At 49.6% G+C, this 21,125-nt stretch carries 17 protein-coding genes; 13 read left to right on the forward strand and 4 right to left on the reverse strand.

What is annotated here, in order from left to right; all coding sequences use genetic code 11:
• Nucleotides 1-295 precede the first annotated feature (295 nt).
• A complete protein-coding gene (locus ACO0LG_RS29050) occupies nucleotides 296-673 on the forward strand; it encodes a hypothetical protein (protein ID WP_423032016.1) in 378 nt (125 codons plus the stop codon).
• A 111-nt stretch (nucleotides 674-784) separates the two neighbouring features.
• Here ACO0LG_RS29050 and ACO0LG_RS29055 read toward each other — a convergent pair whose 3' ends face one another.
• A complete protein-coding gene (locus tag ACO0LG_RS29055; RefSeq protein WP_423032018.1) occupies nucleotides 785-1,324 on the reverse strand; it encodes an acyloxyacyl hydrolase in 540 nt (179 codons plus the stop codon).
• A gap of 147 nt (nucleotides 1,325-1,471) precedes the next feature.
• Here ACO0LG_RS29055 and ACO0LG_RS29060 point away from each other — a divergent pair, with 147 nt between their 5' ends.
• The 3 genes from ACO0LG_RS29060 to ACO0LG_RS29070 all read left to right on the forward strand — a co-directional run bounded on the left by ACO0LG_RS29060 (nucleotide 1,472) and on the right by ACO0LG_RS29070 (nucleotide 6,726).
• Entirely contained in the window at nucleotides 1,472-2,389 is a 918-nt protein-coding gene (locus tag ACO0LG_RS29060; protein WP_423032020.1) for an NAD(P)-dependent oxidoreductase, read from the forward strand.
• A gap of 223 nt (nucleotides 2,390-2,612) precedes the next feature.
• Nucleotides 2,613-4,727 (forward strand): molybdopterin-containing oxidoreductase family protein, encoded by a 2,115-nt coding sequence (locus ACO0LG_RS29065; RefSeq protein ID WP_423032022.1) that lies wholly within the window; start codon nucleotides 2,613-2,615, stop codon nucleotides 4,725-4,727.
• Between the two features lie 322 nt (nucleotides 4,728-5,049).
• The gene (locus ACO0LG_RS29070) at nucleotides 5,050-6,726 is read left to right on the forward strand and encodes a long-chain fatty acid--CoA ligase (RefSeq protein ID WP_423032024.1); all 1,677 of its coding nucleotides are present in this window, start codon (nucleotides 5,050-5,052) and stop codon (nucleotides 6,724-6,726) included.
• A 71-nt stretch (nucleotides 6,727-6,797) separates the two neighbouring features.
• Here ACO0LG_RS29070 and ACO0LG_RS29075 read toward each other — a convergent pair whose 3' ends face one another.
• Both ACO0LG_RS29075 and ACO0LG_RS29080 read right to left on the reverse strand, forming a co-directional pair.
• Nucleotides 6,798-8,375, reverse strand: a complete 1,578-nt coding sequence (locus ACO0LG_RS29075) for an alkaline phosphatase D family protein (protein WP_423032026.1) — start codon at nucleotides 8,373-8,375, stop codon at nucleotides 6,798-6,800.
• Between the two features lie 8 nt (nucleotides 8,376-8,383).
• Nucleotides 8,384-8,803, reverse strand: a complete 420-nt coding sequence (locus tag ACO0LG_RS29080) for an acyl-CoA thioesterase (RefSeq protein WP_423032028.1) — start codon at nucleotides 8,801-8,803, stop codon at nucleotides 8,384-8,386.
• Nucleotides 8,804-9,013: 210 nt separating this feature from the next.
• Between ACO0LG_RS29080 and ACO0LG_RS29085 the strand changes: the two genes are divergently transcribed.
• Complete coding sequence (locus ACO0LG_RS29085; protein ID WP_423032030.1) at nucleotides 9,014-10,594, forward strand: glycosyltransferase; 1,581 nt, start codon at nucleotides 9,014-9,016, stop codon at nucleotides 10,592-10,594.
• Here the strand turns inward: ACO0LG_RS29085 and ACO0LG_RS29090 are convergent.
• On the reverse strand, nucleotides 10,569-11,255 hold the full coding sequence (locus ACO0LG_RS29090) for an acetyltransferase (protein WP_423032032.1): 687 nt from the start codon (nucleotides 11,253-11,255) through the stop codon (nucleotides 10,569-10,571). The two genes, ACO0LG_RS29085 and ACO0LG_RS29090, sit on opposite strands and share 26 nt — an antisense overlap.
• A 342-nt stretch (nucleotides 11,256-11,597) precedes the next feature.
• Between ACO0LG_RS29090 and ACO0LG_RS29095 the strand changes: the two genes are divergently transcribed.
• The 8 genes from ACO0LG_RS29095 (at nucleotide 11,598) to ACO0LG_RS29130 (ending at nucleotide 20,749) form a co-directional block, all read left to right on the forward strand.
• Nucleotides 11,598-13,475, forward strand: a complete 1,878-nt coding sequence (locus tag ACO0LG_RS29095; RefSeq protein ID WP_423032034.1) for an ABCB family ABC transporter ATP-binding protein/permease — start codon at nucleotides 11,598-11,600, stop codon at nucleotides 13,473-13,475.
• A 1-nt stretch (nucleotide 13,476) separates the two neighbouring features.
• Entirely contained in the window at nucleotides 13,477-14,448 is a 972-nt protein-coding gene (locus tag ACO0LG_RS29100) for a LysR family transcriptional regulator (RefSeq protein ID WP_423032036.1), read from the forward strand.
• A 353-nt stretch (nucleotides 14,449-14,801) separates the two neighbouring features.
• A complete protein-coding gene (locus ACO0LG_RS29105; protein ID WP_423032038.1) occupies nucleotides 14,802-16,088 on the forward strand; it encodes a Glu/Leu/Phe/Val family dehydrogenase in 1,287 nt (428 codons plus the stop codon).
• Between the two features lie 304 nt (nucleotides 16,089-16,392).
• A complete protein-coding gene (locus ACO0LG_RS29110) occupies nucleotides 16,393-17,289 on the forward strand; it encodes an amino acid ABC transporter substrate-binding protein (protein WP_423032040.1) in 897 nt (298 codons plus the stop codon).
• A gap of 201 nt (nucleotides 17,290-17,490) precedes the next feature.
• Nucleotides 17,491-18,438: a transporter substrate-binding domain-containing protein gene (locus ACO0LG_RS29115; protein WP_423032042.1), complete on the forward strand. Its 948-nt coding sequence runs from the start codon at nucleotides 17,491-17,493 to the stop codon at nucleotides 18,436-18,438.
• Nucleotides 18,439-18,558: 120 nt separating this feature from the next.
• Nucleotides 18,559-19,311 carry an amino acid ABC transporter permease gene (locus ACO0LG_RS29120; RefSeq protein WP_423032044.1) on the forward strand — a complete coding sequence of 251 codons (753 nt, stop codon included), beginning with the start codon at nucleotides 18,559-18,561 and terminating at the stop codon, nucleotides 19,309-19,311.
• Nucleotides 19,312-19,313: 2 nt separating this feature from the next.
• A complete protein-coding gene (locus ACO0LG_RS29125; protein WP_423032046.1) occupies nucleotides 19,314-20,003 on the forward strand; it encodes an amino acid ABC transporter permease in 690 nt (229 codons plus the stop codon).
• Nucleotides 20,004-20,023: 20 nt separating this feature from the next.
• Nucleotides 20,024-20,749: an amino acid ABC transporter ATP-binding protein gene (locus tag ACO0LG_RS29130; RefSeq protein ID WP_423013384.1), complete on the forward strand. Its 726-nt coding sequence runs from the start codon at nucleotides 20,024-20,026 to the stop codon at nucleotides 20,747-20,749.
• The last annotated feature ends 376 nt before the right edge of the window (nucleotides 20,750-21,125 follow it).

Genomic DNA, 21,125 nt, shown 5'->3' on the forward strand with positions numbered 1-21,125 from the left:
CGCTATCGGCATTGAAAATTAAAATGTGTTTTGCTGTCCTTGCGATTCTTTGTATTCTTTGGGCGCGAATATCCACCTTCGGGATAACTAACCTCGAAATCGTCGCTCCTGCGTAGCTGGAGGCTACTAGGAGCACTCCAGTGGCTTTCGTTGATAAATATAGAGATATCTGTTTATCTCTCTGGCTCTATGAACTTCTACATACTTTTCAGCCAGTACTGCAGTTTACGCAACCCCAATAACGCCGATGATTAAGTGCAATCTATCCTTCATTTGTCCAAAGACGTGGACTGAATTGACTCGAACAGAGAATGACAAAACGAGATATTACGATAGCTGCAGGCAGCAGGTGCATTGGGTAGATAAGCAGGAAGATTTTGATAGTGCTGTTGTAGATGGTAAGTGTGTTGCATTTGAATCCCAGGAAACTGCAATGCTGGAATTTCTCGATGGAATTGGCCACGCGCCTATTTTGCGAATTGAGATGCCGATTTTGTCAGCTAAGCAGCTCTATTTTTCAAAGCGTGAGCTTTATCGAGCCTGTACCTTTAATGAAATCCAGCATTTACATGATGGAAGATTCTCGGAAATTGCAATGGGTCTGCACGAAATGCGTGAATTGGCGCAACGTTTAAACGATCTCGATATGAAACACCAGATTATCACTGACTGATAAGCCGTATAAATTGCCTATAGGGCGATGTTTTGCATTTCTTTAGTGAAGAGTTAAAGAAAAGGCTGCGTGCGTATAAGCAGCCTTTTTATTGTCACTCGCTAGCAAGACTTAAAACGCGTAGCCAGCCTTCAACACCGCAAAATTTACACCTGGATTTGGATGTTTAACGCCACCATTTGAATAATGCTGGATCTTGAAACTCAAATCCCAGCCATCTTTAGTGACATAGCCGACGCCGATATGGTCACCGAACTGGAAATTGGTCGAAAAATGGCGGCTGTTGTTGTCATAGATTTCTGACAGCATGTGCAAGCCTATGCCGGCTTCACCATAGAAACCCTTTTTGCTGTCATTTTGAAAGCGGAAGACAGGAGTAACACCTATATCTGCCAGGTTTTGAGTGCCGCCCTTGCCTTCGAAATTACTGCCACGCCATTGCGCGAGGGTATAGTCCCAATAACCGCCGACGTGCGTGCCATTGGAAGAAAACCATTGGTTGGACCAAGCTGATTGCAAGCCAAGGCGCAGCATCTTGGTTTTATTACCAGTGGCAAATTCCAGCGAAGTAGAATCAATGGCGAATACGGACGAACTGGCGCACATGGCGGTGACCGCGATGGCGATTAAAGATGAAATACGCAGGCGCATAAAATAGGCTTTCAGGTGAAAATAAGAAATCAATGGGACATTAATATAAAACCACAGCCCCTATTGTAGCAATGTCTTGCGATACGCTCCTATGAGCTAAGGTTTACAATTTAGTTCCGGTAATCATATCTGCATTAAAGGATCAGTGTGAAGACAGTATCTGAAACAAATATCGCTTTTTTGGGCACTGGTTTGATGGGCAAGCCTATGGCGCGCTGTCTGTTAGCTGCGGGCTACCATGTGACAGCCTGGAACCGTACCTGCGGAAAAGCAGAAGCGCTGGAGGCCGATGGCGGCATCGTGGCAGATACTGCCTTGCTGGCAGTCCGGCAATCCAATGCGGATGTCGTGATTACGATGCTGGAAGATGGTGACGTCGTCGCAGGTGTCATAGCACAAATACTGCCTGCCTTGCGTGCTGGCAGCATCGTCATTGATATGAGTTCCACACAGCAGTTGCAAGCACAGGCGCTACATGCCTTGCTACAAAAACAGGGTGTCCATTTTATTGATGCACCGGTTTCCGGCGGTGTGATCGGCGCTGAAGCGGGTGGTCTGGCCATCATGGCGGGGGCAGATGAAGCAGTTTATCCAGAGGTGGTACAGGTATTGTCGGCCATGGGCAAGCCGCAACGTGTTGGCGGCCCAGGGACAGGGCAATTGGCCAAACTCTGTAATCAATTGATAGTTGGCGCAACGATTAATATCGTGGCTGAAGCCCTGTTGCTGGCACAAGCTGGTGGGGCTGATCCTGCCGCGGTTCGTCAGGCATTGCGTGGTGGCTTTGCAGAGAGCCGCATACTGGAAGTGCATGGCCAGCGCATGCTGGACAGAACCTTCGTGCCCGGTGGCCAGGTCAAAAGCCAGTCCAAGGACATGGAAAATATCCTCATCGCGGCACAATATGCGGGTGTAGATTTACCGATCGCCAAGCTGGTTACCGATGTTTATCGCAGCTTGCTGCCCGATTATTCGCACGCCGATCATTCTGCGGCGCTGCTGGCGCTTGAGCACAAGAACCCCGGCAAGCGTTTGAGCGATAAGCAGGATGTATTGCCAGAGTAGGAAGGGATATACACTGATACAGAAAAAAACAGCATTTTTGTATCGGTAGCCATAACAGGCTCTAGCATAAGATAGATGTGAGCAGCAGGCCGAAACAAGACCCGGCATATCATTTGTGTCAGACAGCGCTGAATTGTTAGTCATGATGCATGAGCTACAAATGCTGTCGTAAAACAGTATCAAGCACAACTAGCATCAAGTAAATAATTGAACCAGGATTACTATGAGCAGCAATATCGTCAAAGCCGTATGCCCGCATGATTGCCCCGACACATGTGCCCTGCATGTGACTGTAGAAAACGGCATCGCCACGTCAGTCAAAGGTGATCCCGCACATCCGACAACGGCAGGTGTATTGTGCACCAAGGTATCCCGCTATACAGAGCGAACTTACCATCCTGATCGTTTGCTCTATCCGCAAAAGCGCGTAGGCAAAAAGGGTGATGGCAAGTTTGTCCGCATCAGCTGGGAAGAAGCGATTGCAACCATCACTGAAAAACTGAGGCCGCTGGCTGCCAGTAATCCTTTATCTATTCTGCCCTACAGTTATGCTGGCACCATGGGGCTGGTGCAGGGTGAGAGCATGGCCATGCGCTTCTTCAACAAGATTGGTGCATCCTTTCTGGATCGCACGATATGTGCGACAGCGGGTGGCGTTGGCTATAAATATACGGTAGGTACGCGCGTCGGTGCGGACATAGAACACACCCAGAATGCCAAGCTGATTATCATGTGGGGTGGTAATCCTATTGCCTCCAACCTGCATTTCTGGATGCGCGTGCAAGAAGCCAAGCGCAATGGTGCGAAGCTGATTGCGATTGACCCTTATCGCTCATTGACTGCCGAAAAATGCCATCAGCATATCGCCTTGTTGCCAGGTACTGATTCTGCCTTGGCACTGGGACTTATGCATGTCTTGATACGCGACGACTTGCTTGATCATGACTACATTGCTGAGCATACACTGGGTTTTGAACAATTACGCGAGCGGGTCGCGGAATGGACTCCTGAGCGCGTTGCCGGGGTATGCGGTATTAGCGCAGATGAAGTCGTGCAACTCGCCAGAGAATACGGTGCATGCGGCAAGCGCGGTGAAGCCAGCATGATACGCATGAACTATGGTGTGCAAAGGGTGCATGGCGGTGGCATGGCAGTACGTAATATCGCCTGTCTGCCGGCCCTGACCGGTGCATGGCGTCATGCGGCAGGCGGCACACAATTGTCGATGTCAGATGCCTTCCCCAAAAATACTGTAGCCTTGCAAAGACCGGATTTATTTCCTGAAGGTTTCCCTCGCCGCACCATTAATATGAGTACCATAGGTGATGATTTGTTGCGTGAAGCCTCGGCAGATTTTGGTCCCAAAGTTGGGGCAGTAATAGTCTACAATTCCAACCCTGTCGCTATCGCGCCTGAATCTTCCAAAGTAGCACAAGCCTTCGCGCGTGAAGACCTGTTCACTGTCGTGCTGGAACACTTCCAGACTGATACGGCAGACTACGCCGACATACTATTGCCCGCAACGACGCAACTGGAGCACACGGACATTCATAGTACCTATGGCCATTTGTACATGATGGCGAATAATCCTGCGATTACTCCTCTTGGTGAAGCCAAACCGAATACAGAAATTTTCCGTTTGATTGCCAGGGCCATGGGTTTTGAAGAGTCATGCTTTAACGACAGTGATGACGATATCGCCGAATTGGCTTTCAATAAAAATCATGCGCATGCCGTGCATTTTGACTGGTCTTCATTAAAGAAAACTGGTTGGGCCAAACTGAAGGTGGCAGACGCACCGTTTGCCAACGGCGGCTTTGGCACGCCATCTGGCAAATGCGAGTTTTATAGCGAAACAATGAAACGTGATGGGTTAGATCCCTTGCCCACCTATATCGCACCCTATGAATCAGTGGCATCCAATGCAGAGCTGGCAGCGCGTTATCCGCTGGCCATGATTTCGCCACCAGCGCGCAATTTCTTGAATTCCACTTTCGTCAATGTGCAAAGCCTGCGTGATACAGAAGGCGAGCCGCATCTGGACATACATCCGCAAGATGCCAGCAGCCGTCATATTGTGCATGGCGATAAATTGCGAATATTCAATGACAGGGGCAGTTTTGAAGCCATCGCCCGCGTTACTGACAAAGCCAGGCCTGGCCTGGTAGTGGGCTTGTCGATCTGGTGGAAAAAACTTGCGGATGACCACAAGAATGCCAACGAAGTCACCAGCCAGCGTCTCACCGACATGGGCGGTGGCCCCACTTTCTACGATTTGCTGGTACAAGTTGAAAAGTGCATACCTTCCACAACCAACATATCAATGACGTTAGCCTGATTCAACATCACATTATTTGAAAATCAGCCTGTCACGCTTTTGACAGGCTGGTGTTGTTGAAGATCAAAAAGCTGGCTAAATTATTCAAACCACATTTATTGCATTGCAGTATTTGCCTAGAGGATGCTTTCAAGTAAGCTTTAAATCGCTTGCTTTAGCCAAACTTAGCCGATAGCATCGAAACTAGGAAACCCATGCCTTCCAGGCTTATCTTTGTGCCATCACTCGCTGCGTAATATGCGTGAGGATGCTTGATGAAATGCGCAAAGCAAAGTTTGCGAGGCAAAGGCAAAAAACAACAATCACAGGAGACGGAGAAGATATGGATAAAATTTGGCTGAAAAACTATCCAGCAGGCGTACCGGCAGAAATTGATATCAACCAGTATCAATCCCTGGTGCAAATGCTGGACGAGTCATTTCAGAAATATGCTGCCCGTGATGCCTATGCCTGTATGGACAAGCGCATTACTTATGGTCAGCTTGACACCATGTCCAGGCATTTGGCAGGTTGGTTGCAGAGCAAGGGCCTGAAAAAAGGTGCACGCGTCGCCATCATGATGCCAAATGTCTTGCAATATCCTGTTGTCATGGCAGCCGTTTTGCGTGCTGGTTATACGGTGGTTAATGTTAATCCGCTTTATACACCTCGCGAGCTTGAACACCAGCTCAAAGACTCTGGCGCAGAAGCCATTTTCATCCTCGAAAACTTTGCCACCACGCTGGAACAGGTACTCAGCAAAACGGCAATCAAGCACATCGTCGTCGCCAATATGGGCGAAATGCTGGGCGGCTTGAAAGGGACTATCGTCAACTTTGTCGTGCGCCATGTCAAAAAAATGGTACCTGCATTTTCTTTGCCAAACGCCATACGCTTCAATAAAGTGATGTCTGAGGCTGCAAATACCCGCTTCACGCCCGTGACAACTACGCATGATGATGTGGCGTTCCTGCAATATACCGGCGGCACTACCGGTGTCTCCAAAGGCGCGACGTTGTCGCATAAAAATGTGGTCGCCAACATCCTGCAAAATGATGCATGGTTGTCGCCTAGCATGGCTGGTCATACTAATGAACAGAAAGTCATCGTCTGTGCCTTGCCGCTGTACCATATCTTTGCGCTGACTGTCTGCAGCCTGCTTGGTACCCGTATAGGTGCTCTGAATTTGTTGATTCCCAATCCGCGTGATATCCCCGGTTTTATTAAAGAGCTGGGCAAGTACAGAGTGAATATTTTCCCTGCAGTGAATACCTTGTATAACGGTTTGCTGAACAACGCCAACTTTGCTGCGCTGGATTTTTCCGGCTATGAAATTTGTAGTGGCGGTGGTATGGCCGTGCAAAAAGCTGTGGCGGACAAATGGCTGGCGACCACGGGTTGCGCAATTGCTGAAGGTTATGGCTTGTCGGAAACTTCACCTGTTGCAACTGCCAATCCGGCTGACACCAAGGTATTTTCCGGCACCATCGGCATGCCTATTCCTTCTACAGAAATAGCCATTCTGGATGATGATGGTAATCCGGTCGCTTTGGGTGAGCGCGGTGAAATCGCCATCCGTGGCCCGCAAGTCATGGCTGGTTACTGGAATCGACCAGAGGAAACTGATAAGGTCATGACCGCAGATGGTTTTTTCAAAACTGGCGATGTCGGCATCATGGATGAACGCGGTTACACCAAGATTGTCGATCGTAAGAAAGACATGATTCTGGTGTCCGGTTTCAATGTCTATCCAAATGAAATTGAAGAAGTCATCGTCATGCATCCAGGCGTGCTGGAGTGCGCCTGCGTTGGTGTACCAGATGACAATTCTGGTGAAGCCGTGAAATTGTTTGTCGTGCGCAAAGATCCTGCACTGACAGTCGATCAGCTCATGGATTATTGCAAGGAACAATTCACTGGTTACAAAAAACCAAAATACATAGAGTTCCGTACCGAGCTGCCGAAGACCAATGTCGGCAAGATTTTGCGCCGTGAATTGCGTGATGAGAAGAAGACCTGAACTTCATTGTCTATGATGATAAAAAAGGAAGGCAATGCCTTCCTTTTTTATTGCACACCTTAGCTTGGCGACTAAGCGACGACCACACCCGTTCTGCCATCTTCGACAACAAAACTCCTCAGCGTGGAAATACCGGAATCTGCTTTCGCCACATCATCCAGCGCCAGAAAATGCGTTTGTATCCTGGTTGGCGAAAGATCGAGCAACATGAATCCACGTTTGTCGCTGCGGCCATATTTGATATGCGGGTTTTGTGCCACATATTGATCAGTGCGTTCTTGCGGACGTGAGCTTGAGGTTACCGAGGTACCGCAGAATTCTGTCGCCAGTATAGGGTTGCTGGCAGATGCCTTGCTGTAAAAGTCGCGCTTCAGGTTGGCCGCATAAAAGGTGTGAACATCACCAGAAATCACGACGGGATTCGCAGGCTTGTGCTTTTGCAGGTCTTCCATCAGGCGTTGGCGGGCAATGGGGTAACCGTCCCAGCCATCGGTCCAGAATTTGCCATCACCATCCTGATTGACGACGGTCTGGCTCGATTGCGCCATCAGTGTTTGCTGGGTCAGCATATTCCACTTCGCATTTGAACTGGCAAAGCCGCGTGCCAGCCATCTCTCCTGTTCCATGCCCAGCATGGTATGACTCGGGTCGAGTCGCTCATTGCATTCAGCATTGGTGACAGAATTCGAACCGCCGCGGCCAGGCTTGGCACACACCTGGTGCGAGCGGTATTGCCTGCTGTCGAGTACATGGAAGCGCGCCAGCCTGCCCCAGTCATAACGCTCGTAAATACGCATATTAACGAAGTCGGTATGGCCAGCATGCAGGCGTACTGGCATATGCTCATAAAATGCCTGGTAGGCAGCAGCACGGCGCAGCATGAAGTTCACGTCCAGGCGCTCGTCCCTGTCATTCGCATAATCATTGGCGATCTCGTGATCGTCCCAGGTGACTATCCATGGTGCTGCATGATGGGCAGCCTGCAATTGTGGGTCGGTCTTGTACTGAGCATAACGGGCCCGGTAATCAGCCAGGCTAAAGCTCTCTATCTCGCGGTTGCGCGGCTTGCCAGGGTGGCGTAAATCATAAGGCCCCCATTCATAAATATAATCCCCCAGAAATGCCACCAGATCAGGATTGCTGGCAGCAATATGCCGGTGCGCCGCATATTCACCAAACTCCCAGTGCTGGCACGATGCCACGGCCAGCCGCAGATTGACGTTCAATGCATCGGCAGCCGGTGCGGTATGGGTGCGGCCTACCGGGCTGACTGCATCGCCGAGCATGAAGCGGTACCAGTACCAGCGATTTGGTAGCAGGCCAGTGACATCCACATGCACACTATGCGCAAGCTCAGGCAGGGCATGGGTTTCACCTTTGCCGGCGATGCGGTTGAATTGCTCGTCCTCGGCAATTTCCCAGCGCAGTTTATAGGGGATGGCTACCAGGGCGGCCGCATTCAGCGGCTCTGGCAGCAGGCGTGTCCACAAGACTACGCTGTCATGCCGCGGCGAGCCTGAGGCTACACCAAGGCTGAAAGGGTAGACACTACTGCGCTCTGCGGCAAAACCGGGAAAAGCCTGCGACAGTGCAGCAAAAGTAGTGAATTGCAGGGACTGCTGCAAAAACGAACGACGTGTTAACTTCATAAAAATACTCAGCCCACCTTGGTAATGTCTTCCAATGGTGGAATCTGGCGTGGTTTACGGTCGTCGCCTGTGGCGACATAAGTCAGCGTTGCTTCTGTGACTTTGACGGTTGACGCCTGCAGGCGATTACGTTCTGCATAGACTTCTACCGATACCGTGATCGAGGTATTACCTACCTTCACGACTTCGGCATAAAACGACAACAGGTCGCCAACGAATACCGGTTGCTTGAACAGGAAAGAATTTACTGCGATAGTAGCAACACGGCCATTGGCCCGGCGTGCCGCAGGGATGGCACCGGCAATATCGACCTGTGACATGATCCAGCCGCCAAATACGTCGCCATGCACATTCGCATCAGCGGGCATGGGCATAACCCTGAGAGTGGGCATATGCGCTGGTAGCCCGTTAGTTATTTGTTCAGTCATCATGATTTTGAATAGATAAGTGGGAAGTAGGGGAATGAGGCAAATCTTAAACCAATTTTCATCCAGACTGAGTAAAGCAAGGGGCTTGCCAGTGACTTATGGAGTGATATATTGTGAAGTCGATGACAATGTAGTAATTTCATGAACAGAATGAAGCAGACTGGCTAGGACGGCAGCTGATTCTGGCGGAAAAAACACAAAGAACAGGCAATGGAAGTAAAACACGAAGAATCAAGGCTGCTGGACGATGTGGTCTTGCGCACGGTAGCCAATCCCACAGCCAGCCATTGCTGGCATCAGATGGTCGATCTGATGCGCCGTCATGCTACTCCGGCGTTGACGCTGCAGCTTGAGCAATTCCTGCTGGCGAATGTCGCTGCCAGCGGCTTGCCGGGTTTTTACCGTGCAACTTTTCTTGATATGCTGACTGGCAGGCCAGAATATCTGCAACAAGCCGGGCACGTCGCACTGAGCTTGCAACCCTATGATACAGACCGGCTCATCACTTTTCTGCAATATAGCTGGCAAAGGGTCTTGCTTGATATAGATGGGCGTCAAGCTTTTCAGCACCGCTTGCACGAGCTGGCTTTGCCCGCGATTGCCGTCAGCCTGAATCAATGGATATGGCAGCAACTGCAGCCCACGCAAGTGCTGAAAAAGCGTGCAATCAGCGGCATCCGCAAGGTCGCGCTGATTGCACCTTTCGTCAGCAATATCAAACACCCGCCTACTCTGATGGCTTTGCAACAGGCAGAAAACTTGCGGCAGCTTGGTTATGAAGTGGTGTTGTATTCAGCGCAAGAAATGCTGGGGCCAGACTTCAAACATTATCTCGGCTGTCATTCCTATACACCGGAGCCGCAATTTGTGACCGCAGGCTGGAATAAATACTTGGGGCAGGGTGGACAAGTCATGACTGGTGATACGCGCTTTTCGCTCGTAAAAAGATGGAAGAGCCTGCTGGGGCATGTTGCCGTGTTTGATCCTGATCTGGTGATGTTTGTTGGCTTGTATGCGGGTCTTGCCGCGGCGACTTATCCGGCGCGCCCAGTACTCAGTCTGGGCGTCAATTCCCTGTCGCCCATGCTGCCCGCTGACGTATGGCTGACAGCGCAGCAAGAGCTGGATGGTGTGCAGGCATCACAATGGACTGCCACATTCCCTGTCAGCCAGGCTTACCATCATCCCTTCCGTGTACAAAAACCAGAGATCAAAGCAGGGCATACGCGTGCCTCTTTAGGGCTGTCAAAAGACAAGCAGATACTGATTACCCTGGTCAGCGAGAGTGAGGCCAGGATCAAGGGGGAATGGGCTGCGACCATGTTGCAAGTGCTGAACCAGCATCCTGATGTTGTCTGGCTCATCGTCGGCGGTAATGGCATTACGCCATCCGCATTACAGGCCGCCAGCGCAGCGCAGGTGCAGTGCGTAGCTTTCTGTGCCGATGCTGTGAAATACCTGGCTTGCAGCGATATTTATATTAATCCACCCATGATGGGTGGTGGCTTTGCCGTGGCTGAGGCAATGGCCCTGGCTTTGCCAGCCCTGAGTTTGCAGGGATCCGATGGTGGCGACAAACTGGGCGGGGCAGCGCAGGCGAACTTGCAGGGTTACTTCCAGACCCTGATGCTGTGGTTGCACGATCCTGATGCCAGAAAAACTGCGGGCCTGGTCATGCAACAGCATTTTGACGCATACCTGGATTTGAAGAAGGCCGCCGCCAGCCTGCAAGGTGCTTGCGAACTGGCTATAGCGCGTTTTCATCTCAGGATGGCAGCACAGACTTCTTGAACCTGGCCGGATTCCCCACCATCAGTGCACCCGCTTGAATATCGCTGATCACCACGGCACCGGCACCAATGAAGGCGTGGTCGCCTATGTGCAGCCGCTCGATCAGTGTCGCGCCTATGGCGATGGTGACGCTATGACCTATGCGCGACAGGCCACCGACATTGCTGCCCGGCTGCACCCGTGAAAAAGCACCGATATGGGTGTCATGTCCTATGGTGACACCCCTGTTGACAAACACATGGCGACCCAAAGTCGCGCCTGGGCCGATGACGCTATTAGCGCCAACAAATACACCAGGCGACAGTTTCGCCAATGGTGAGACAAAGGCGCGAGGATGGATCAGGGTATGGAATTCAAGACCTTGATGCTGATAGCGCAGTAGTATTTCTTGCTCCAGTGCGTTGCGGGTAGGTGTGGTTGGACCCAGTAAATAGAGTTCGTCAGCGGCTGGCTGGAAATCAGCCAGTTCGATTACCTCGGGCACCGGGCCATAGGCAGCCCACTCCGCAATGCGATCCTGTAAGCTGATATCACGTTCGCCGGGTGTTTCAGGTAAATGTAAAACAATCCTGGAAACCACCAGGCCATTCGCCAATGCACAATCAAACAAATCAGACAAAATATTGCTGCTGCCAAAAATCACCAGTTTATTATTGTTCATATTGAAGACCTTGTTGGCAAGCTGGATATGCCACAGATTCGCTACACTCCTAGCGATGGCAAAAGGCAAATTGTACGATAGCTTGGTTCCTATGTCCGCAATGCTGGCTTTGTAGCGGCCCTAGCTCCCACCACTTGCTACCTGATTGTGTGGCTATGCGGCACGCAGCCACCGATGGACATTTGATTTATAGCCTATAATTTTCTTTATGCAGTTTTTGCATGGAGTGGTTTTCTCTTTGTTGCCTTCCTGGCATGGAAGGTAATTTTGTTGAATTGCCAAATCACGTCAGCCCATTATCGGTTGACCAGCTCATTCAATCCTCATGCGAGTACATCTTTAATGCAACGCCGAGAATCTGTACGTAATCCCGCAGCCACCAGTCAGGCTTCTACCCATGCTGAACGTGGCGACTGGTCCACAGTCAAAACCCTGCTGCCTTATTTGTGGGCCTACAAATGGCGCGTTTTGCTGGCACTGACTTTTCTGGTATCGGCTAAACTGGCCAATGTTGGTGTACCGCTGATCTTGAAAAAGCTGGTTGATAGCATGACTATCAGCCCTGCCCATCCGGCCGCTGTCATGATCTTGCCTGTGGCTTTGTTGATCGCCTATGGTGCTCTGCGCCTGTCAACCACTCTGTTCACAGAATTGCGCGAATTCGTGTTTGCCAAAGTCACGCAAAGAGCAGTGCGCACAATAGCCTTGCAAGTGTTCCGGCATTTGCATGCCCTGTCTTTGCGCTTTCACCTGAACCGGCAAACTGGTGGGGTCACGCGTGATATAGAACGTGGCACCAGGGCGATCTCTTCCCTGATTTCTTATGCATTATTCAGCATTGTCCCTACCTTGCTGGAAATTACCCTTGTCCTGATTTATCTGGCCACCCATTACGATAAATGGTTCAGCGTGATTACCGCAACAGCACTGGTGACCTATATCGTGTTTACCATTGTCGTCACTGAATGGCGAACGCATTTCCGACGTACCATGAATGAACTGGATTCCAAGGCGCATACCAAGGCCATTGATTCCCTGCTCAACTATGAAACGGTGAAGTATTTTGGGAATGAAGAATATGAAGCCCAGCGTTATGACGTAGGCCTGAAAAGCTTTGAAACTGCTGCCGTCAAATCGCAAAGCAGCCTGTTCTTGCTGAACACCGGGCAATCGATGATCATCGCCACTGCCGTGACCCTGATCTTGTGGCGCGCAACGCAAGGCGTGATTGATGGCACCATGAGTCTGGGTGACCTGGTGCTGGTGAATGCCTTCATGATACAACTGTATATTCCCTTGAATTTTCTGGGTGTCTTGTACCGTGAAATCAAGCAGAGTCTGGCCGATATGGAAAGGCTGTTTTCCCTCTTGGACCAGAACCGCGAAGTGGCTGACGATGCTGGCGCACAAGCCCTGCAGGTACATCACAGAAACGGCGCAGAAATTCGCTTCCAGCATGTAAACTTTAGCTATGAAGAAAAGCGCCAGATTTTGTTTGATGTCGATTTTACGATTGCGCCGGGCACGACTACCGCAGTCGTTGGCCACAGTGGTTCTGGCAAATCGACTTTATCACGTTTGCTGTTCCGTTTTTACGATATTCAGTCTGGTCATATTTCCATTGATGGGCAAGACTTGCGCAATGTCACACAGGCCTCGGTCAGGGCAGCGATAGGTATAGTCCCGCAAGACACGGTGCTGTTCAATGACACCATAGAATACAACATCGCCTATGGCAAGCCGGGCGCAAGTAAAGAAGAGATTATTGCTGTCGCCAAGGCCGCCTATATCCACGATTTTATCGAGTCGCTGCCCGATGGTTACTCCAGCATGGTTGGTGAGCGCGGCCTGAAATTATCTGGTGGTGAAAAACAGCGCGTGGCTATTGCGCGCACCTTGCTGAAGAACCCGTCCATCCTGATTTTTGATGAAGCCACATCAGCACTTGATTCTCAGTCCGAGCAATTGATACAGGCACAATTGAAAGACATAGCACGCAGCCGCACCAGTCTCGTCATTGCCCACAGATTATCGACGATTGTCGATGCACAGCAGATACTGGTGATGGATAAAGGTCACATCATAGAACGCGGCACCCATCATGATTTGCTGACTTTGCACGGTGCTTATGCGCGCATGTGGGAAAGGCAGCAAAGCAAGAAAAAAGATATGGCTGAAGATGATGACGAAGCCGATGAAATTGAACTCGTGAGCGCATAAAATGGAAACCAAGTGGCTGGAAGATTTTGTATCCCTGGCAGAGACAAACAGCTTCAGTCGTTCTGCAGAATTGCGCCATGTGACGCAGCCAGCTTTCTCACGCCGCATACAATCGCTGGAAGCCTGGCTGGGCAGTGATCTGATCGACCGCACTTCGTACCCGACAAGGCTGACACATGCCGGTGAAGTGTTTTACGAGCAGGCCATTGCCATGCTGGGGCAAATCAATAATGCCCGCGCGCTGTTGCGCGGCAAGCGCACCACCACGCAAACCACGGTGGATTTTGCTGTGCCGCATACACTGTCTCTGACTTACGTGCCACGCTGGCTGACTGGCCTGGATCAGGCATTCGGCGAAATCAACAGCCGCCTGCTGGCGCTGAATGTGCATGATGCTGTCATGACTCTGGTCGAAGGTGGTTGCGACCTTTTGCTTTGCTATCACCATCCTCGTCAGCCGCTATTACTCGATAGCAGTCAGTACGATATGATCAGCATGGGCACAGAAACCCTGCGTGCCTACACCCGCTGTGACAAACATGGTGTGCCAGAACTGCTGTTGCCCGGCACTGAAAAAGAGCCATTGCCTTTCCTTGCGTATGCCAACAATGCCTATCTGGGGCGCATGGTAGATCTGATTTTAAATGATACGCGCCAGCCCCTTCATCTGGAAAAATGCTATGAGACCGACATGGCAGAAGGCTTGAAAATGATGGCGCTGGAAGGCCGTGGCATCGCTTTTTTACCTGAGTCTGCCGTGACCCGCGAAGTCAAACAAAAGCAACTGGCACGCGCGGATGGGGGAAGCAATGCCTGGGAAGTGAATATGGAAATCCGCCTGTACCGCGAACGCCCTTCGATGCAAAGACCAGGCAAGGTCATCGTCTCGCGTTTGTGGGAGTATCTTGAGCAATTGCAGGCAGATGAAAGCCAGAGCAAAAACCGGCAAGCAAAAAGCCGTCGCAGCAATTGAAAAAAATTAACTGGCAGCATGGGTTTGCCAAATTGAAAACATCGCAGCAATATGAGGAGACAAAGAGGATGGGGCAGGACAAGACATAGGCAAGATATAACATAAGGCCAATTCCAAAGTTATGCATTTCATGCATAGATACATGCAAACAAAGCATTGGCTGACCTCAAAGCGAAAAGACTACTATGCGTCTGCTTTCAGAGCGGGTGAAAGACCTGTCTGAAAATAAGAGGTTGTTGCAAAATTAAGATGGCTGGGCGCCCCCAGCAAGGCGACGCAACAACGCCAGGTTAATTTTGCAACGGACTCTAAGATTTGCTAGTCAGTTCAAACCACATTCAAGAGGTCATATCATGTCCACCCAGCACCAGATACCGTCTTATCTTACCCCGACTGAGACCGGTCCTTGGTCAGTTTACCTTGAGCAAATTGATCGTGTTACTCCTTACCTTGGCCATTTGTCGCGCTGGGTAGAAACCCTGAAGCGCCCCAAGCGTATCCTCATCGTTGACGTGCCTATCGAACGTGATGACGGCAGCATTTCCCATTTCGAAGGTTACCGTGTACAGCACAACACTTCCCGTGGTCCAGGCAAGGGTGGTGTGCGTTTCCATCAGGATGTGACGCTATCAGAAGTGATGGCCTTGTCTGCCTGGATGACGATCAAGAACTCGGCAGTGAATGTGCCTTACGGCGGTGCAAAAGGTGGTATCCGTGTTGATCCAAAAACCTTGTCACGCGGCGAACTGATGCGCATGACACGTCGTTACACCTCAGAAATCGGCATCATCATTGGCCCGGACAAAGACATCCCGGCACCAGACGTGAACACCAATGAGCAAACCATGGCATGGATGATGGATACCTATTCCATGAATGAAGGCCGTACTGCTACTGGCGTCGTCACAGGCAAACCTATCTCCCTCGGTGGTAGCCTTGGCCGTCGTGAAGCGACTGGCCGTGGTGTATTCGTGGTCGGTAGCGAAGCTGCTGCCAAGCGTGGCATGAGCATTGCAGGCGCAAAAATTGCCGTGCAAGGTTTTGGTAATGTAGGTGGTATTGCGGCCCGTTTGTTTGCAGAAGCAGGTGCCAAGATCGTGGCAGTGCAAGATCATGGCGGCACGATCTTCCATTCGAACGGTTTTGATGTCAACAAACTGCTTGATCACGTTGCCGCCAAAGGCAGTGTCGCCGGTTTTGAAGGCATAGAAGCTGTTTTGCCAAATGATGAATTCTGGGCTGTGAACTGCGATATTATGATCCCGGCAGCATTGGAGCAACAGATTACCTTGAAAAACGCTGACCAGATCCGCGCCAAAATCATCCTTGAAGGCGCGAATGGCCCGACTACACCAGAAGCAGATGACATTTTGCGCGACAAAGGTGTATTGGTAGTGCCAGACGTGATTGCCAATGCAGGTGGCGTGACCGTGTCTTATTTTGAATGGGTACAGGATTTCTCCAGCTATTTCTGGTCTGAAGATGAAATCAACCAGCGCCTGACCCGCATCATGAAGGAAGCTTTTAATTCTGTATGGCAGGTGACAGAAGACAAAAACGTCTCCTTGCGTACAGCAGCATTTATTATTGGTTGCTCCAGAGTGTTGCAGGCGCGTGAAGTTCGCGGCTTGTATCCATAATCTGGAATTGTAAAAAGCGATTGTTCACCTATGCTGATAGGTGAACAATCAAGAAGGGTGAGTCGTCAAATTGGTAGCAAGCTCGCGCAACACTAGTGAAATGTCTCAATGTCATCAAGGCTTAGTTTTATCCAACTAAGCTCGGGTACGGGTATGGAACAATAATTGCATACCTGTTTTTAAAATCTTCGCAAGAGTAAATTGTAAAATATACTGAATAATATTTTGTTAAATGTGAATTTTTCTGTTGAATTTTGTTGGGCTTTATCATTACCATCCTGAATTAAGTTCAAAGGGGGATCATATGAAAGTTACGAAATGGATAGTAAAGGCTGGCTTGCCCTGTGCGCTGGTCCTGTGCTCCTCGCTTTCATTAGCCGCGGATACCCTGACACGCATCAAAGAGACGCACACGGTGACCATCGCGCACCGTGAAGCGTCTTTTCCGTTTTCTTATCTGGGTGATGATAAAAAACCTATCGGCTATTCCGTGGACATTTGTCTGAAACTGGTCGATGCAATTAAAAAAGAACTCAAGCTGCCGCAGCTCAACGTGAATTATGTGCTGGTGACGGGCAGCACCCGTATTCCTGCCATTGCTGAAGGCAAGGCTGATCTGGAGTGCGGTTCAACCACCAATAATGCAGAGCGCCGCAAGCAGGTTGCTTTCACTATCCCCCATTTCTTTGCCACTGCAAAAATGATCGTCCGTGCCGATTCCGGCATCAAAAACTGGACTGACCTCAAGGGCAAAAAAGTCGTCACCTCCAAGGGGACAACGACCGTCAAGCTTCTCAATGACCGTGACAAAGTCAGGGGCCTGGATTTGAAATTGCTGGAAGGCAGTGATCATAACGAGTCATTCAGCATGGTAGAAAGCGGCAAGGCTGACGCTTTTACCGTTGATGATGTGCTCTTGTATGGACAGCGAGCCAATGCCAAAGACCCCAGCAAGTTTATTGTGGTGGGCGATGCGCTCTCTACCGAACCCTATTCCATCATGTTGAGTAAGGATGATCCCGCCTTCAAGGCGCTGATAGACCGTGAACTGGCGCGTCTCATGAATGATGGTGAAGTCACTAAACTGTATGACAAATGGTTCCGCAAGCCCGTGCCCCCAAAAGGGGCAAATCTGAACATGCCCATGAATTTCCTGTTGCGCGACAACATACGCTTCCCGACAGACAAGGTCGCGGATTAATGGGCACAGCCTTTGCATGATGCATAGCCGGGGGTTTGCCGGATGAATTTTGTATTATTTGGCAGGCGTCGTGCCTGACTAAAGTTTTAGCAACATATAAGTAGTAATACGTATTAAACCGACTAAAAAAAACGGTAATTTGCTGAGGGTTTTTGTTAAACTCAAAGCCATGATTTTTTGATTTAACTTTTTGGAGACAGTATGAAATTTTCGAAATTGTTGGTAGCTTTGGTTGGTGCTGGCCTGGTAGCTGGTGCAGCACAGGCGCAAGAAACTGGAACATTGAAAAAAATCAAAGATACAGGCACCATTACGCTGGGTGTGCGTGATTCTTCCATTCCTTTTTCCTACCTCGACGATAAACAGTCTTATCAAGGCTATTCCATTGATATGTGCATGAAAATCGTCACAGCAGTGCAAAAGCAACTGGGTTTGACTTCACTGAACGTCAAAATGAATCCTGTCACTTCTGCTACACGTATTCCTTTGATGGCCAACGGCACGATTGATCTGGAATGTGGCTCTACAACCAATAACGTTGAGCGTCAGAAACAGGTGGCCTTTGCGCCAACGACATTCGTTACTGCTAACCGTATTCTTTCTAAAAAATCTTCTGGCATCAAAACCCTGATGGATTTGAAAGGCAAGGCCGTCGTATCCACTTCTGGTACTTCCAATCTGAAACAGTTGACACAACTTAATGCTGACCAGAACCTGGGTATTAATATCTTGCCAGCCAAAGATCATGCAGAAGCTTTCCTGATGGTAGAAACAGGCCGTGCAGTAGCTTGGGTAATGGATGACATTCTGTTGGCATCGCAAGCATCCAACTCAAAAAATCCGTCTGAGTATGAAATCAGCAAAGAAGCACTTTCTGTTGAACCATACGGCATCATGCTGCGTAAAGACGACGCAGCTTTCAAGAAAGTTGTTGATACAGCGATTTCCAATGTGCTGACTTCTGGTGACGTTAACCGCATTTACCACAAATGGTTCATGCAACCTATTCCACCTAAAGGCATTGCGCTGAATTGGCCGATGTCTGACCAGCTCAAGGTAGTTGCTGCCAAGCCTACAGATTCTGGTGAGCCTTCTGCCTATGCTGCTGTTCCAGAGGCTCAAAAAGCCGTACTGAACAAGAAAAAATAATATAGAGCTAGGCAAGGTAGTCCGACAAAACGGGGGGATGCACCTCCCGTTTTCTTTTGCAAGACAATGCATGCATGATCTTGCAAAAAACGGACTGAAAGCGCTGCACAGGAGGAGAATATGAATTACAACTGGAATTGGAATATCTTTTGGGACATTGCGCCCGATGGAACGGGCACCTATTTTGAATCCCTGATCTCCGGTCTGAAATGGACATTGGCGACAGCAGGTTTGGGTTGGGTGATTGCATTGGCTCTGGGTCTGGTGATAGGGACACTGCGTACAGCGCCAAATAAATGGGTAGTCAGGCTGGCAAATGCCTATGTGGAATTATTCAGAAATATTCCACTCATCGTGCAAATGTTTCTCTGGTACTTTGTCTTTCCTGAAGTCTTGCCAGAGGCGTGGGGCACAGCACTCAAACAATTGCCGAATGCACCTTTCGTCACTGCGGTATTGAGTCTGGGGTTTTTTACTTCGGCAAGGGTGGCGGTACAGGTCTCGACGGGTATCAATGCATTGCCGCGTGGTCAGAAAATGGCTGGAACAGCATTGGGACTGACGCTCCCACAAACTTACCGCTATGTGCTATTGCCTATGGCATTTCGCATCATCATTCCTTCACTGATCAATGAAGTGGCGGCGATCATCAAAAACAGTTCGGTGGCTTTGTCCATAGGTTTGATAGAACTGATGGCAAGTACTCGTTCCATGCAAGAAATGTCTTTTAAGACTTTTGAGGCTTTCAGTGCTGCCACCATCATCTATCTGATCGTGTCTGTGGTGGCGATCCTGATGTCGAATTTGTTGGAAAAGAAACTGCGCGTACCAGGTTTTATTACCGCTGGTTCAGCCAATAGTGGAGGGCACTAAACATGGGTAATTTTGATTTTGATGTCATTCAGCGGTCGTGGGTGTACCTGTTCCAGACCGGCATGGTATTCACACTGAAGCTGACCTTCCTGTCAATGACAGGCGGTATCGTTATCGGCACTTTATTGGCGATGATGCGTCTGTCCAGCAACAAGCTAATCAATCTGGTCGCCTCTGGCTATGTCAACTTGATGCGCTCCATTCCTCTGGTATTGGTGCTGTTCTGGTTTTACTTCCTGGTGCCCTACATTGGCGCCTGGATAATTGGCGCAAATGAACCTGTGGCCGTTGGTGCTTTTTCTTCTTGCCTGATCACCTTTGTCATGTTTGAAGCTGCTTATTACTGCGAAATCATGCGTTCCGGCATACAGTCCATCCCTCGTGGGCAGATATGGGCTGGTTATGCCATGGGTATGAATTACTGGCAAACCATGGGACATATCGTGTTGCCTCAGGCTTTCCGCAATATGATCCCTATATTGCTGACGCAAACCATCGTTTTGTTCCAGGACGTGTCGCTGGTATCGATTTTGTCCATTCCCGACTTTTTCGGTTCTGCAGCCAAAGTTGCACAGCGTGATGGCCGTCTGGTGGAAATGTATTCATTCGCAGCGGTTGTCTACTTCATCATGTGCTTTGGCTTGTCCGCGCTCGTGAAAAAGTTGCAAGCAAAAGTGGCGATCATACGTTAAGAATATTGTGGAGATTTCAAATGATTAAATTGAATAATGTCAGTAAATGGTATGGTCAGTTCCAGGTCTTGACAGACTGCACGACCGAAGTGTCCAAGGGGGAAGTGGTGGTGGTATGCGGCCCTTCCGGTTCGGGCAAATCCACCCTGATCAAAACTGTTAATGGTCTGGAACCTTTCCAGAAAGGCGAGATCACGGTAGAAGGTGTATCTGTTGGCGATCCTAAAACCAATCTGTCCAAACTGCGCGCACGCATAGGCATGGTGTTCCAGAACTTTGAATTGTTCCCGCATCTGTCCATTCGTCAAAACCTGACGATCGGCCAGGTCAAAGTGCTGGGACGTTCAGAAGATGAGGCTACCGAGCGTGGTTTGAAGTATCTGGATCGCGTCGGCCTGATTGCCCAGAAAGACAAATTCCCTGGTCAGTTGTCCGGCGGTCAGCAACAGCGTGTGGCGATTGCCCGTGCGCTGTCGATGGATCCGATTGCCATGCTGTTCGATGAACCAACATCGGCGCTTGATCCTGAAATGATCAATGAAGTGTTGGACGTCATGGTCGGCCTGGCGCAAGAAGGCATGACCATGATGGTGGTGACCCATGAAATGGGTTTTGCCAAGAAAGTGGCAAATCGTATTGTCTTCATGGACAAAGGCGCGATAGTTGAGGATTGTTCAAAAGATGAATTCTTTAATAATGCCCGCTCAGAACGTGCTCGCGACTTCCTGGATAAAATCATCCATTAATGTTTCATTGATGCCTTAACTAAGTAATTCTAAGTAATCTAAGTAATGCATTTTCTTAGTTTACAAAACAGCCCTGATGTTCAGGGCTGTTTTTGTTTTAAAGAGTGATTTTTTGGGAAACTCAAAGAATTGTGATTCACGTCACAGGTAAAAATGCACTGCTATGTTAACCTTCACTCGCTAAAAAATGCACTGACAAACAGATGCTTGATTACTTTTTTGCTTTAACAATAACTAAACAGGACACGCAATGGCCAACACATCAGCTGATATCCAAAAGCTTTACATCGCCTACTTCAACCGTCCTGCAGACCCAAATGGTCTGGCCTACTGGATGGCACAAGGTTTCACCCTGAACCAAATCGCCGACAGCTTC

Source organism: Undibacterium sp. Ji42W, from assembly GCF_049340405.1.
GTDB lineage: Bacteria > Pseudomonadota > Gammaproteobacteria > Burkholderiales > Burkholderiaceae_D > Undibacterium.

Excerpts from the sequence above, each read along its gene's own strand:
- ACO0LG_RS29055 (WP_423032018.1), bottom strand. The coding sequence starts at position 1,324 with ATGCGCCTGCGTATTTCATCTTTAATCGCCATCGCGGTCACCGCCATG.
- ACO0LG_RS29065 (WP_423032022.1), top strand. The coding sequence starts at position 2,613 with ATGAGCAGCAATATCGTCAAAGCCGTATGCCCGCATGATTGCCCCGAC.
- ACO0LG_RS29070 (WP_423032024.1), top strand. The coding sequence starts at position 5,050 with ATGGATAAAATTTGGCTGAAAAACTATCCAGCAGGCGTACCGGCAGAA.
- ACO0LG_RS29075 (WP_423032026.1), bottom strand. The coding sequence starts at position 8,375 with ATGAAGTTAACACGTCGTTCGTTTTTGCAGCAGTCCCTGCAATTCACT.
- ACO0LG_RS29080 (WP_423032028.1), bottom strand. The coding sequence starts at position 8,803 with ATGACTGAACAAATAACTAACGGGCTACCAGCGCATATGCCCACTCTC.
- ACO0LG_RS29085 (WP_423032030.1), top strand. The coding sequence starts at position 9,014 with ATGGAAGTAAAACACGAAGAATCAAGGCTGCTGGACGATGTGGTCTTG.
- ACO0LG_RS29090 (WP_423032032.1), bottom strand. The coding sequence starts at position 11,255 with ATGAACAATAATAAACTGGTGATTTTTGGCAGCAGCAATATTTTGTCT.
- ACO0LG_RS29095 (WP_423032034.1), top strand. The coding sequence starts at position 11,598 with ATGCAACGCCGAGAATCTGTACGTAATCCCGCAGCCACCAGTCAGGCT.
- ACO0LG_RS29100 (WP_423032036.1), top strand. The coding sequence starts at position 13,477 with ATGGAAACCAAGTGGCTGGAAGATTTTGTATCCCTGGCAGAGACAAAC.
- ACO0LG_RS29105 (WP_423032038.1), top strand. The coding sequence starts at position 14,802 with ATGTCCACCCAGCACCAGATACCGTCTTATCTTACCCCGACTGAGACC.
- ACO0LG_RS29110 (WP_423032040.1), top strand. The coding sequence starts at position 16,393 with ATGAAAGTTACGAAATGGATAGTAAAGGCTGGCTTGCCCTGTGCGCTG.
- ACO0LG_RS29115 (WP_423032042.1), top strand. The coding sequence starts at position 17,491 with ATGAAATTTTCGAAATTGTTGGTAGCTTTGGTTGGTGCTGGCCTGGTA.
- ACO0LG_RS29120 (WP_423032044.1), top strand. The coding sequence starts at position 18,559 with ATGAATTACAACTGGAATTGGAATATCTTTTGGGACATTGCGCCCGAT.
- ACO0LG_RS29125 (WP_423032046.1), top strand. The coding sequence starts at position 19,314 with ATGGGTAATTTTGATTTTGATGTCATTCAGCGGTCGTGGGTGTACCTG.
- ACO0LG_RS29130 (WP_423013384.1), top strand. The coding sequence starts at position 20,024 with ATGATTAAATTGAATAATGTCAGTAAATGGTATGGTCAGTTCCAGGTC.